This is a genomic window from Corallococcus sp. CA053C (assembly GCF_003611675.1).
Lineage (GTDB): Bacteria > Myxococcota > Myxococcia > Myxococcales > Myxococcaceae > Corallococcus.
In genome coordinates, this window is record NZ_RAWA01000285.1 from 1 (window position 1) to 12,905 (window position 12,905).

General features: G+C 70.7%; 12 protein-coding genes. 4 read left to right on the forward strand and 8 right to left on the reverse strand.

From position 1 onward, the window contains the following. Positions 1 to 271: 271 nt before the first annotated feature. Positions 272 to 982 carry a double-CXXCG motif protein gene (locus tag D7V97_RS29710; RefSeq protein WP_120614008.1) on the reverse strand — a complete coding sequence of 237 codons (711 nt, stop codon included), beginning with the start codon at positions 980 to 982 and terminating at the stop codon, positions 272 to 274. 3 nt (positions 983 to 985) lie between these two features. Beyond that, a complete protein-coding gene (locus D7V97_RS29715; protein WP_120614009.1) occupies positions 986 to 1,687 on the reverse strand; it encodes a TIGR02269 family lipoprotein in 702 nt (233 codons plus the stop codon). Positions 1,688 to 1,803: 116 nt separating this feature from the next. Here D7V97_RS29715 and D7V97_RS29720 point away from each other — a divergent pair, with 116 nt between their 5' ends. Continuing rightward, positions 1,804 to 3,819: a hypothetical protein gene (locus tag D7V97_RS29720; protein WP_120614010.1), complete on the forward strand. Its 2,016-nt coding sequence runs from the start codon at positions 1,804 to 1,806 to the stop codon at positions 3,817 to 3,819. A gap of 24 nt (positions 3,820 to 3,843) precedes the next feature. Here D7V97_RS29720 and D7V97_RS29725 read toward each other — a convergent pair whose 3' ends face one another. From D7V97_RS29725 to D7V97_RS29735, 3 genes are all read right to left on the reverse strand, one after another. Beyond that, a complete protein-coding gene (locus tag D7V97_RS29725) occupies positions 3,844 to 5,547 on the reverse strand; it encodes an amidohydrolase (RefSeq protein ID WP_120614018.1) in 1,704 nt (567 codons plus the stop codon). Positions 5,548 to 5,667: 120 nt separating this feature from the next. Then, positions 5,668 to 6,441 carry a hypothetical protein gene (locus D7V97_RS29730; protein ID WP_120614011.1) on the reverse strand — a complete coding sequence of 258 codons (774 nt, stop codon included), beginning with the start codon at positions 6,439 to 6,441 and terminating at the stop codon, positions 5,668 to 5,670. 33 nt (positions 6,442 to 6,474) lie between these two features. Further along, positions 6,475 to 7,377, reverse strand: coding sequence for an AraC family transcriptional regulator (locus D7V97_RS29735; RefSeq protein ID WP_158623484.1), 903 nt, complete (start codon positions 7,375 to 7,377; stop codon positions 6,475 to 6,477). A 132-nt stretch (positions 7,378 to 7,509) separates the two neighbouring features. On the opposite strand from D7V97_RS29735, the gene D7V97_RS29740 reads away from it, so the two are divergent. Continuing rightward, positions 7,510 to 8,169: an HAD family hydrolase gene (locus D7V97_RS29740; RefSeq protein ID WP_120614013.1), complete on the forward strand. Its 660-nt coding sequence runs from the start codon at positions 7,510 to 7,512 to the stop codon at positions 8,167 to 8,169. Here D7V97_RS29740 and D7V97_RS29745 read toward each other — a convergent pair. Both D7V97_RS29745 and D7V97_RS29750 read right to left on the reverse strand, forming a co-directional pair. Beyond that, complete coding sequence (locus tag D7V97_RS29745; protein WP_120614014.1) at positions 8,166 to 9,578, reverse strand: NAD(P)/FAD-dependent oxidoreductase; 1,413 nt, start codon at positions 9,576 to 9,578, stop codon at positions 8,166 to 8,168. The two genes, D7V97_RS29740 and D7V97_RS29745, sit on opposite strands and share 4 nt — an antisense overlap. 126 nt (positions 9,579 to 9,704) lie before the next feature. After that, positions 9,705 to 10,478 (reverse strand): rhomboid family intramembrane serine protease, encoded by a 774-nt coding sequence (locus D7V97_RS29750; RefSeq protein ID WP_120614015.1) that lies wholly within the window; start codon positions 10,476 to 10,478, stop codon positions 9,705 to 9,707. Positions 10,479 to 10,688: 210 nt separating this feature from the next. Between D7V97_RS29750 and D7V97_RS29755 the strand changes: the two genes are divergently transcribed. Continuing rightward, positions 10,689 to 11,213: a hypothetical protein gene (locus tag D7V97_RS29755; RefSeq protein ID WP_120614016.1), complete on the forward strand. Its 525-nt coding sequence runs from the start codon at positions 10,689 to 10,691 to the stop codon at positions 11,211 to 11,213. A gap of 38 nt (positions 11,214 to 11,251) precedes the next feature. On the opposite strand, the gene rnz is transcribed toward D7V97_RS29755, so the two are convergent. Then, positions 11,252 to 12,175, reverse strand: a complete 924-nt coding sequence (gene rnz, locus D7V97_RS29760; RefSeq protein ID WP_120614017.1) for a ribonuclease Z — start codon at positions 12,173 to 12,175, stop codon at positions 11,252 to 11,254. 122 nt (positions 12,176 to 12,297) lie between these two features. On the opposite strand from rnz, the gene D7V97_RS29765 reads away from it, so the two are divergent. Beyond that, positions 12,298 to 12,905: hypothetical protein (locus D7V97_RS29765; protein WP_233583308.1), on the forward strand; the 608-nt coding region annotated here is incomplete at its 3' end.

A 12,905-nucleotide genomic window follows, 5' to 3' on the forward strand; every position in this document is an offset into this window, starting at 1 on the left:
GCGCGATGGCGGTGGTGCCATCCGCGGGCGGCGTGGCGCGGGGCTTCACGCTCTCACAGCCAGCGCCCGCGCCCAGGACGAGCGCGGCGCACAGCAGGAGGGACCGGGAGGAGGAAGGGGAACGGGTGCGTCGCATGCGGTGGGCCTCGGGAGGGGCGTCACGGATGCGCCCCTTCGCAGGCCGCTTGATACACCGGGCCCGGGGCGTGACCAGCGCAGACTGCGAATCCGCGTGCGGGGGCAACGTGTTGTTCTCGACAGGGGGACGGCGCTACCCCACCGTGATCTCCCGGTAGACCACATCACTGGGGCCCAGCCGGTTCACGGTGTCGACGAAGCGCTCGGAGACGACGATGCGGGTCGTCTCCTCCACGCCGAAGAGGTCCAGTCCCGTGGGCACGGACTCGCCCAGAAGCCAGCGCTTGGGCGGCAGCGTGAAGCCGTGGCGCCCGCAGAACGGGCAGGTGGGTTCTCGGTCGTAGATGCATGCGGGATGCAGCTTCGCCAGGGGCCGTGCTTCCAACTCGTAGAGGGGCAGCTCCTTCGTGCGACGGTTCCGCAGCTCCGCCCGAACCGGGATGATGCCTTGCAGTCCCGCGCCCTGAAGCAGGTCGCGCGCGTCCTCCCGTACGAGGACCTGCCAGGAAGGCCAGACAGTCACAGGGCCGAAACGGCCGCGCGCTGTTCCCACCAGCGGACCGAAGTCACACCCTGGCTCGATGGGAAGCTCCGGCGGAACGAACGGGCGCACCAGGGCCGCGCGTCGTGCGGACTCCTCGGGAGACTGAGGCCATCCATCCGTCAGCGAGTCGTTCTCCGGCAGGCTGGACAGATCCACCGACGGATAGGCCAACATGCCGGCCCACGCATCGCAGCGGGGACAGGTGATGCCCGGCAGGCACCACCTGCGCTCAGCACGGTACGTCCCGCTCCACACCACGGAGTCAAGGTCTCGTGGCTCTTCCAACTCGAAGTAGCGCATCCGTCAGTCCTCCACGGGGGACGGCATGAGATCCACCTGCTGCCAGTAGGTCATCGTCAAACCGAAGAGCCCATACTTCTGGATCATCAGCGAGGCTTGATCGAAATGCGCTGTTTGCGGCGCGGTGGCGCCCCTGAGCCGGATGTAGTCCCACCAATCCTGATTCCACGGTCCGCCATTCGCTCCACGGTGGATGCGCTTGTGCAGGTCGGCATCGATGGCAATCACGTACTGGTGGACGTTGATGCCCTTCTGGATGAAGTGCCCGATGAACGCCTGCGGGAAGATGTGATGCCGCTCCTTGGGCCGCTTCGCCCACTCCTCCATCGCCCGCTGCCGCTTCACCTCACTGGGCAGCTTCTCGCGCGGATGCCAGCGGAACACCATGACGGGCCGTGCGTCGCGCGGAAGTTCCTGGACGTTGCCCCAGTTGCGCTGCGGCCCGCTCCCGGGTGCCACGAACACCGGCGGCGCCAGCGCAGCCCGCGTGCGCACCACGCGGCCCGGCTCCAGGTCCTCGCACCGGAACAGCGCGCAGGCCTCGTCCGTGCACAGCGGCGCGAGGCACTCGTCCTCCCCACTGTCTTCACACTCCTGTTCGGTTTCCGCCTCCGCCCAGAGGGCCTCGGGAGAAAACGACGCGACCTGCGACGTCGAGGCACAGCCGCACCACAGCGCCAAGAACAGCCAGGACAGCCAACGCATGAAGCCCCCGGGAAGGACCCACCCTGGACCATGCCAGGGTTTCCATCCACACCCCCAGTGGAAGCCCCTACCCCGGCACTGCTAGACCTCCCACGGTCCCCTTCCCGGAGTCGCGCATGCCCTCGCCCCTGTCCATCCGCCGCGTCGTCCTCTACAAACACGGCGTCGGCTACTTCGAGCGTCGGGGCAAGGTGACGGGCAGCGAGACCGCGCACCTGGACTTCAAGGCGCGCGACATGAACGACGTCCTCAAGTCCATGACCGTGCTGGACCTGTCCGGCGGCTCCGTCTCCGCCGTGAGCTACGACTCCACCAAGCCCCTCGAACAGCTCCTCTCCGAAGCCACCATCCGCATCCCCGAACACGGCAGCCTCACCGCGCTGCTCGGCCAGGTGAAGGGCGCCCGCGTCCGTGCGCGCATCGGCGGTGGCCAGGTGGAGGGTGTCATCGTCGGCATGGAGTCCTTCCCCGTCGTCCAGGGCGAGGCGAGCGTCATCCGCCCCTTCCTCACGCTGCTGCTCGGCGGCGCCCTGCGCACCTTCGACGTGCTGGAGCTGGGCGAGCTGGAGTTCCTCGACGAGGCCGTGCGCAAGGACCTGGAGTTCTACCTGGCCACCGTCATGTCCTCGTACAAGAAGGACTCCAAGCGGCTGTCCATCCTCACCGCCGGAGAGGGCACGCGCGAGCTGTTCGTCAGCTACGTGCTCGAGTCCCCCGTGTGGAAGACCAGCTACCGCATCCTCCTGGATGAAGCCCAGCCGCCCCTCCTCCAGGGCTGGGCGCTCGTGGACAACACCGGCGACGAGGACTGGGTGGACGTGGAGCTGTCGCTCATCGCCGGCCTCCCCGTGTCCTTCATCCATGACCTCTACAACCCCCGCTACCTGCGACGCCCCGTCGTGGAGGTGCGCTCGGAGACCGGCGTCGCGCCCGTGATTCCCGAAGAGGCCCTGGCCGAAGCGTCGTACGACTCCGTATCGGAGGTCGCGGATGACGGCGACTTCGGCAGCGCTGGCGCGGCCCCCAGCGCCAGCATGATGCCCATGGCGGCCCCGGCTCCGGCCTTCCGCAGCAGGAGCGTCGGTGGCGGCGGAGGCGCGCGCATCATGCGCGAGACGCTGGAGCAGAGCACCGCGGTGAAGACCGTGACCCGGGAGGTGGGCGACCTCTTCGAGTACGGCGTGGACCGCCCCGTGACGGTGCACCGCAACCAGAGCGCGCTCGTCCCCATCCTGCACCGCCCCTTCGAGGGCCGCCGCGTGCTGCTCTACAACCGCGCCACGCGTGAGAAGAACCCCATGGCGTGCATCGAGTTCAAGAACACCACCGGCCTCACGCTGGAGGGCGGCCCCGTCACCGTCACCGAGGACGAGACCTACGTGGGCGAGGCGATGCTCGACACCCTCAAGCCCGACGACGTGCGCTTCGTCCCCTACGCCGTGGAGCTCTCCTGCTCCGTGTCCGTGGAGGATGGCCAGGACGAAGGGCCGGTGTTCCGCGCGCGGCTCAACCACGGCACCCTCGTCGTCGAGTTCTTCCACCAGCGCCGCGCGAAGTACGCCGTGCGCAACAAGGCGAAGCGCCCGCAGACGCTCTACGTGGAGCACCCGCGCACCGGTTGGGAGCTGATGAAGGACGCGCCCGCCCCCACGGAGACCACGGACGGCTTCTGGCGCTTCAAGCGCGAGCTGGCCCCGGGCGCCTCCGACACCCTCGTCGTCACCGAGCGCACCCGGGGCGTGCGCCAGTACCACATCGGCCATCTGGGGTTGGACGAGGTGGCGTTCTTCCTCGACTCGCGCTTCATCGACGCGCGCGTCGCCAAGGCGCTGCGCGAGGTGGTGGCCCTGCGCGAGAAGCTGTCCCAGCTCGACCGCGACACCCAGCGGCTGTCCGAGGAGCGCGACCAGGTCTTCAAGGACCAGGAGCGGATCCGCTCGAACATCGACTCGCTCAAGAGCGGCGCATCGCAGCGGGAGCTGGTGGAGCGCTTTGTCACCAAGCTCAACGCGCAGGAAGACCGGCTGGAGACCATCGCGCGGGAGCTGGAGCGACTGGTGCAGGAGCGCGCCCGCCTGCAGGCGGACGTCAACCAGCGCATCCAGTCGCTCAGCTACGAGACGGAGCTGTAGGCCCCGCACTCGTATGGAGGTCCGCTACGGCGCGGCCGCGCGGAACACCTCGCGGCCCGCCACCACCGTCAGGCGCACCTGCGCGGTGAGCAGGTCCGTGGCGGGCCCGTCCACCGGGTCCACCGACAGCGCCACGAAGTCCGCGTCCTGGCCGGGCTTCAGCCGGCCGCGCTTGTCCTCCGCGAACGACGCGTAGGCCGCGCCCACCGTGAAGCCCTCCAGCGCCTCCTCGCCGCTCAGGCGCTGGTCGGGCTGCCACCCGCCCGGAGGCTGACCGCTGGCGTCCTGTCGCGTGCGCGCCGCGTACAGCCCCGCGAGCACGTCCGGCCGCTCCACCGGGAAGTCACTGCCCAGCGCCAGCACCGCGCCCGCGGCCTTCAGCTTCTGCCACGCGTAGGCGCCCTGGACGCGCTCCGGGCCCAGGCGATCCTGCGCCCAGGGCATGTCGCTGGTGGCGTGCGTGGGCTGCACGCTCGCCACGAAGCCATTCGCGCCCAGCCGGGCGATGTCCTCCGCACGCATCACCTGCGCGTGCTCCACGCGGTGGCGGCCGTCCTTCTTCCCGGTGGCCTCCATCTCGCGCAGCAGCGTGTCCAGCACCAGCGTGTTGGCGCGGTCGCCAATCGCATGCGTGGCCACCTGGAAGCCGCGGCCGATGAAGGCATGCACGCGCTTCGCGTACTCCTCCGGCGTCAGCACGAGCAGGCCCTGCTGGCCGGGCTCGTCGCTGTAGGCTGTGTGCAGCGCCGCGCCCCGGCTGCCCAGCGCGCCGTCCGTGAGCAGCTTCACCGCGCGCATCGTCAGCAGCTTCCCCTGGAAGGGGCCGTCCTTCAGGTACTGCTCGCGGTCCGCCGTCTGCCCGTCCGCCATGGCGTAGATGCGCAGGGCGAGCTTGCCGTCCTTGTCCCACTGCTGCAGGAGCCGGAAGGTGCGCAGGTCCATGCCCGCGTCGTGCACGCCGGTGAGCCCCACGCGCGCGCAGTGCTCCAGCGCCGCGGTGAGCCGCGCCGCGTGCTGCGCGTCCGTGGGCGGGGGAATCACGCCGTTCATCAGGTCCATGGCGTTGTCGATGAGAACGCCGCTGGGCGTGCCATCCGGGTTGCGCATGATGATGCCGCCGGAAGGATTCGGCGTGTCCTTGGTGATCTTCGCGCGCCGCAGCGCTTCGGTGTTGAGCCACACCGCGTGCCCATCCACGCGGCCCAGCACCACCGGCTTGGACTGGAGGCGCTCACCCATGTCGCGGGCGGTGGGGAAGCGCTTCTCCGCCCAGTCGTTCTGGTCCCAGCCCTGACCCACCAGCCAGTCACCCTGGTAGGCCGTGGGCGGCGCCTCCTCCAGCCGCTTGCGGACCTCGTCCAGGGACGTGGTGCCCTCCAGCCGCACCCCCGCGAGCGCCTGGCCCAGCCCCGCCAGGTGGCCGTGCGAATCCGTGAGGCCCGGCACCACCGTCGCGTCGCCCAGGTCCACCACGCGCGCGGTGGGGCCGGCCGCCGCGAGCACCTCTTCACGGCTGCCCACCGCGAGCACCTGTCCGTCCCGCACGGCGAGCGCCTGGGCCATGGGGCGCGCGGGATCCAGCGTGCGGATCCGCTTCGCCACGTACACCGTGGGCGCGCCGGAGACGGCCTGCTCCGCGGCAGTCGCTTCCGGCACCCGGCGGGAACAGCTCGCCGCGCCCACCAACAGGAGCAGCGCCCCCAAGGCCTGACCGAGACGTCTTCGCATCATCCGCGCACCCGCTCCTGGCAATCCGACCCCGGGCACCAGCCCGGGGCATCGCTCGCGCGCGGCACTCTGACGCAGGCGCCCTGTGGCGGCCAGTCTTGCGGCAGGGGGAGCCGTGACTCAGTGCCCCACGCGCAGCGTGTACGTGTAGTCGATGGGGGCACCGAAGGGCGCCAGGGCCTTCACGTTCACCACGTGCTCGCCGGGTGCGAGCTGGAGCATCAACCACCAGCCATCCGTCACGCCGGGCTGCTCGCCACCAATGAGGCACGGGTCGGGGATCTGCCCCACGAGGCTGGGGTCGCCGTCGAAGGTGAAGAGGCCGCTGGTGTGGCGGTGGCGGCTCGGGTCGATGCGCCGGCCGTCCAGGGTGACCACGAGGTCCTGGATCCCGTTGTTGAAGTCGAGGGCGCCCTGCCGCAGGAAGTCCTCCAGCGTCTGGCCCGGCGCCGGTTCGAAGGACGGATCAGGGCAGGGGTAGTCATTGATGAGCACCCACAGGGGCACCAGCACGGGCCGGTTCTTCGGGACGCGGCAGGTGCGCTGGAACGTGGTGTCCAGGTCATAGACGGGCACGAAGAAGACCGGGCCGTCCTGCTCCTCGCCGCAGTCCTGCTCCAGGTGCAGCATGGGGCTGCGGTCCGCCGGCACGCGGAAGTGCCAGCGGTACCACTCCTTCGCCCACGCGGTGATGGGCCGGCCGAAGACGCGGGCCTGGGGCGGGAGGACCACGGCCCCCCGTGCTCCCAACGCCGCTTCATCCTGATCCGCGTGCAGCGCGGTCGTGGACTCCGTCAATTCGTCCGGGGACGGGGACGGGGACGGGGACGCTTCCGGCGCGCAGCCCGCGAGCCATCCGGTGAGCAACGAGACCGCGATGAGGTTGCCTTTCATGATGGGATCCTCCTGTTGCGAGAAGATTCCAGACTAGAGAGGCGCGGGCCCCCTGGATTGTACGCGCTTGCGCTGTCCGTCCCCCGCGCGCGCCGCGGCCCGGTAGGCGCCTGGTGTCACCCCCAGCACACGGCCGAAGTGCTTGATGAGGTGACTCTGATCCGTGAAGCCGCAGGCGAGCGCCACCTCCGCCATGGGCAGCGTCCCGGCCAGCAATACCTGCGCGCGGCGCAACCGGAGGGCCCGTTGGTACACCTGGGGCGTCTGTCCAATCTGACGGTGGAACGCGCGCACCAGGTGCCAGGGGCTGAGCCCCGCGACGCGGGCAAGCGCGTCCAGCGTGATGTTGCGCGTGGGGTCCGCCTCCAGCAGCTCCCGCGCCCGCCGCACGCCCGGCGTGCACGCGGCCACCCGCCGTCCCCGCTGCGTCAGGGCCGAGTGTCGCCGCAGCAACACCACCAGCAACCGCAGCAGCCGCTCCTCCCGCTCCAGCGCTGAAGCCGCGCCGTCCTTCAGCGCGTCGAACGTGGCGGTGAAGCCCTCCAGCAGCGCGCCGTCCTGGAACACCGGCGAGGCGAAGCCGGGCAGGGTGCCCACGGGTGCGCCCACCTCCTCGGCCGCGCGGGTGAGCAGCGGGGGCGGGATGTAGAGGATGCGGTAGGCCCACCCGATGCTCGCATCCGCGGCGCGGCCCTCGTGCATCTCCCCGGGAGGGATGGCCAGGAGGCTGCCCTTCGTGGCCACCACCCGCTGCCCCTGCAGGTGCAGTGCGTGCGCGCCGGCGTCGTAGGCGCACAGGGAGAATGCGTCATGGGAGTGCTTGGGAAAGGTCCAGCGCGTGTACGCCGCCCGGTGCAGCTCCAGTCCGGGCACCTCGGAGGCGACCCAGAAGCCATCCGTGGACGGTAGGGGCGTGCCTCGTGTCTCGCGTCGCATCGCGGCGCTCCTGGGACGGGTCCCTGTGCGCCGGGTGTGGCGCCTCCCCCTTCCCGGCAGGGACAACGCCGGACGGGCGTGAACATATCGGGCGGTGACGGACAATGCGTGCACCGGGGCCTTCAACCGCATATGGAACGGCGCGTGAGCACAGTCGGCCCCCGCGGCATCCTCTTCGACCTCGACGGCACGCTGGTGGATTCACTGCCGGACATCATCGCCAGCTTCCTCCACGGCTTCGCGCACCTGGGCCTGCCGGTGCCCTCCATCGCGGAGGTGCGGGCCCTCATCGGCCAGCCGCTGGACGTGATGTACAGCCGGTTCGCGCCCGACCACGTACCCCTCCTCTGCACGACCTACCGCGAGCACTACCCGCTCAACTTCCTCAACCACTCGCGCCCCTTCCCTGGCGTGGAGCGCGTGCTGCGGACCCTGCGCGAGCGGGGGTATCTCTTGGCCGTCGCCACCACCAAGCGCAGCGACATGGCGCGCCGCTTCGTGGACGCGCTGGGGATGGGGGACCTGCTGCATCACGTGCAGGGCACGGACGGCTTCCCGCACAAGCCCGCGCCGGACGTGCTCCACCGCGCGCTCGCGGCGCTGGGCACCGGGGGGCTGTGGATGGTGGGAGACACCACGTTGGACCTGCACGCGGGCCAGGCCGCGGGCCTGCGCACCTACGCCGTCACCTGGGGCACCCACTCCCCGGAGGAGCTGGCCCTCGCCACGCCGGACGAGCTCCAGCCCGACCTGGAGCGGCTGCTCGCCCACCTGCCGCCACTGAACCGCTAGTGCTGTGATTGCGGCTGGAGCCCCTGCACCTGCCGCACCTGCGTCCGGCTGGTCAGGGGGAACGACGGGAGCGTGAGCTGATCCAGCTCCCTCGGGCCGATGAGCTGCACCACGTCCTTGCGGAAGAGCACGTCCAGCGTCCACTCCATCGCCACGCGCACCTTCGTCTCCAGCCGGGGCAGCTTCGCCAGGTAGATGCTGCGCCACAGGAACCACGCGAAGGTCCCGGAGAACTTCAGCCCCAGGATGCGCGCCACGCCTGAGCGCCGGCCAATGGCAGCCAACTGCCCCAGCATCTTGTAGCGGAACGCCTTGCCCGGCCGGCCCTTCAACGCCGCGCACACGTTGCGCGCCACCACCTCGCCCTGGCGCAGCGCGTGCTGCGCGGTGGGAGGGCAGGGCTTGCCGCCGTTGGTGAGGTCCGGCACCGACGCGCAGTCGCCCAGCGCCCACACCCCCGGGAAGCCGGGCACCTCCATGCGCTCGTTCACCTTGAGGCGCCCGCGCTCCTTCTCACACGGCAGTGACGCCAGCAGCGACGGCGGCGTGACGCCCGCGGCCCACACCACCGTCTTCGTGGGCACCAGCGTGCCGTCCGGCAGCACCACGCCGGCCTCCGTCACGTCCTGCACGTGGATGCCGGTGCGCACCTCCACGCCGTGCTCGATGAGCTTCTTGCGCGTGTACGCGCCCAGGTCCTCGCCCAGCTCCGGCAGCACCTCCTTGCCGCCGTGCACCAGCATCACGCGCACGTTGGCGTGCTGGATGTTCGGGTAGAAGGGCAGGGCGCCGTGGATGAAGTCGTTGATGGCGCCCGCGGTCTCCACGCCCGCGAAGCCGCCCCCCACCACCACGAAGGTGACGACGTGGCTGCGGCCGCCCGCCGTCATGCAGTCCGCGTCCGCCTCCTCCAGCCGGTCGATGAGGCAGTTGCGCAGCAGCATCGCGTCGCCCAGCGTCTTCATCGTCAGCGTGTAGTCGCGCGGCCCGGACTTGCCGAAGAAGTTCGTCTCCGAGCCCATGGCCAGCACCGCATGGTCATACGTCAGCGTGTGGCTGTGGCCGTCCAGTCCACCGTGCGCCACCGTGGCTGTCTTGGATTGAAGGTCCAACCCGGTGAGGTCGCCCTCCACGAACGACAGGTGCGGCAGCAGCTTGCGCAGCGAGGTGACGATGGCGCTCGCGTTGAGGTCGCTCGCCGCCACCTCGTGGAGCATGGGCGTGAAGAGGAAGTAGTTGTCGCGGCTGACGATGGTCACCTCCACGTCATCCCGGCGCCCCAATCGCCGCTCCAGGTGCAGCGCCGCGTACACCCCCGCGAAGCCGCCGCCCAGGATGAGCACCCGCTTGCGCCGGGCCTCCAGGGGGACCGGAACGCGGAGCCCGCCCGACTGGTTGTCCGCCTCCATGTCCGCCTCCTCATGACGCGAAGAACATCACCCCCCAATGTCGGGGCGATGACTCGCGTCGGCACCCCCGGCCGCCGGGCGCCTGCCTCCCCGCCCGCCGGACGAAGAGGCTTCGCTGCGCGTTGATCAGGGATGGTCCGGGTGCATCCGGTGCCGCCACGTCGTGCGCTGGGACGTGTAGCGCGGGTTCTCGAACAGCTTGATGAGCACCATGCCCGCCACGAACCCGCCGATGTGCGCCCACACCGCCACGCCGCCGGACACCTCCGGCCGCAGCGTCATCAGCTGCGGCAGGCCGGTGATGACCTGGAGCACGAACCACCACAGCAGCACGCCCCAGGCCGGGACGGGGATGGTGCGGATGAAGATGAAGAAGATGAACAGCATGTTCACGCGCACGCGCGGGTAGAGCACCAGGTACGCGCCCAACACGCCCGCGATGGCCCCCGACGCGCCCACCGTGGGCACTGGCGACGTGGGGTCCACCGCCACGTGCGCCGCCGCCGCGACCAGTCCGCACACCAGGTAGAACACGAGGAAGCGCAGCCGCCCCATGCTGTCCTCGATGTTGTTGCCGAAGACCCAGAAGAACAGCACGTTGCCCAGGAGGTGCCCCCAGCTGCCGTGCAGGAACATGGAGGTGAGCGGCGTCACGCGGTTGATGGACTCGTTGTCCACGACACACGCGATGTTGTCGCCCAGCGGCACCGCCAGCCCCAGCGGCGCGCGGCCGGTGAGCTCTCCCGGCACCAGCCCCAGGTCACAGATGCTGGAGGCCAGCGCCACCACGTTGAAGCCCGCGCCCTGGAAGAACACCCAGACGAGCCCCAGGGTCGCCAGGAGCAGGTACGTCATCACCGGGGTGCGGAGGGTCGGGTTGTCGTCGCTGATGGGGATCATGTCCGCCCGCCAGCATGGCGCCCCCTTCAGGCCCGCGGACACCCCTGTTCACGCGGATGTGCGGCGCCGGACGCCGGGGGCCACGAAAGCCGCGCGAAATGATGGTTGCGGATTGAGGGGCACTTTCGCCCCAGGCCTCCAGGAGCTTGGCGGGAAGCCCCGCGCCGGGCGATGTTCGGGAGTCGTCTTCATTCCCACGGAGTCCGAAGCATGAACCCCTTGAAGTCGTCGTCCCGCGCCGCGGCGCTGCTCGTGGTTTCCGCCCTCGCCCTCGCGTTCACCGGGTGCGCCGCGCGCCGTCAGCAGCAGTTCCTGGAGGACAAGGCCCAGGGCCATGTCTACCGCAAGCCCATCGTGGAGGTGTGGCCGGAGGCCCTCGCCCTGCTGAAGGACAGGGGCTTCTCCATGATGAAGGGCACGGAGGGCTTCGAGGCGCAGACGGAGTGGCTCCAGACGAGCGCCGCGTCCTCCCTGGGCACCTCCTACGCGCGCTACCTGGTGCGCGGCTACGAGCGCGGCCCCGGCCAGAGCGCCGTGGAGTACCGTCGCCAGGAGCGCTCCGAGTCCCGCGGCGCCGCCAACACCGACGGCCGCACGTCGGACCCGATGGAGACCGAGCCCAAGGCCAACAGCTCCCAGATGGTCCGTGACACGGCGCTGGAGTGGGAGCTGCTCCAGAAGGTGGACCCCGACGCCGCCACCGCCCTCAAGGCCGAAGCGGTCAAGGCCGGCTGAAGTCCGCCGCGCGTGAGCGCCGCCTGCGCGACTTCAAGTCAGTCGCGCAGCGGCAGCTCCACGGTGAGGCCGTCGAAGGCCACCTCCACCGGCCCCTTGAACGCCTCGCGCGCCTGCGTGAGCAGCTTGCCGGGGTCGGTGTCGTGGCGGCTGGACAGGTGGGTGAGGATGAGCCGCCGCGCGCCCGCGGACTGCGCCACCTGACCCGCCTCCCGCGCGGTGGAGTGCCGCGTCTCCACCGCGCGCTCCTGCTCGTCGTCGGAGAAGGTGGACTCGTGCACCAGCAGGTCCGCGTCCTTCGACGCCTGCACCAGCGAGGCGCACGGCCGCGTGTCGCCTGAAATCACCAGCCGCCGCCCCGCGCGCGCCTCGCCCAGCACGTCCTCCGGCTTCACCACGCGCCCATCCGGCAGCGTCACCGCTTCGCCCTTCTGCAGCTTCCCGAAGGAGGGCCCCTCCGGCACGCCCAGCGCCCGCGCCGCGGCCAGGTCGAAGCGCCCCGGCCGGCCGTCCTCCGCGAGCACGTACCCCAGCGCGTTGATGCGGTGGTCCACGCCCACCGCGTGCACCGCGTAGCCGCCGCGGCGCACCACGTCCCCGTCCTTCAACTCGTGGATCTCCACCGGGAAGGCATGGGACTCCAGCCCCAGGTGCACGGCCTGGTGCAGCAGCCGGCGCGCCGGGGGCGGCCCGTACAGGTGCATGGGAGCCGTGCGGCCCATCATCCCCAGTGTGCGCAGGAAGCCGATGATCCCCAGGTAGTGGTCGGCGTGGAAGTGCGTGAAGAACGCCGCGTCCACGGTGAAGCCCGTGCCGAAGCGGACCATCTGCCGCTGACTGCCCTCGCCGCAGTCGAACAGGAGCAGATCCGCGTCCGCCTTCACGGCCAGACCGGACAGCCCGCGATGCAGCGTGGGCTGCGCGGCGGAGGTGCCGAGGAAGGTGAGCCTGAGAAGGGACATGCCAGCGCTTCCCACGACGAGGGGGCCTCCGCGCGCGCGCCCCGTTCTACCCGGCGCGCACCCGGGGCATTTACCAGGGTGCGAAGGGTCGTGCTATGCAGCCGGCCCCTTCGGAAGCCCCCATGCCTGATTCCTTGACGGTCGGCCCCACGGCCGACCCCCGCCGTGTGCGTGCCCAGGACGGCCGCGTCCTCTCCGTCCCCGACGGCTGGGCCCTGCTCCCCCCCGGCGACGCCGGACTGACACGCCGGGTGAAGGCCGCCGGCCCCACCTGGACCGTGGTGGAGAAGGTGGGCCGCAAGCTCTTCTCCCGGGGCGTGTGGGCCCCGGAGGCCCACATCGTCCACGCCCGCGCCGTGCTCGACTCGGAGCGCGCCACCCCCGCCTACGCGAAGAAGCTGGCCCAGGGCCGCGAGCGCCGCGCCCGCGAGCAGGAGGAGTACGAGGTCGACTTCGCCAACGCCGTGCTGCGCTTCCTCGCCTTCAGTCCGGCCTGGCTGCCTCACGCCAAGCGCATGGCCGTCCTCGTCGCCGGCCACGCCACCCCGGTGGGCAGCGGCACCGTGGCCCGCACGGAGCGCATCCCCATTGAACGGCGCGCCGAGGCCGCCGAAGATGATGGCGATCCACACCTCGTGGGTGTTGGCGCGGATGAGCTCCGACTGGTCGATGAGCAGCGTGGCCTGGAAGCCCTGCCCCACCACCGGCCCCATCTGCGCGAGCGTCTTCT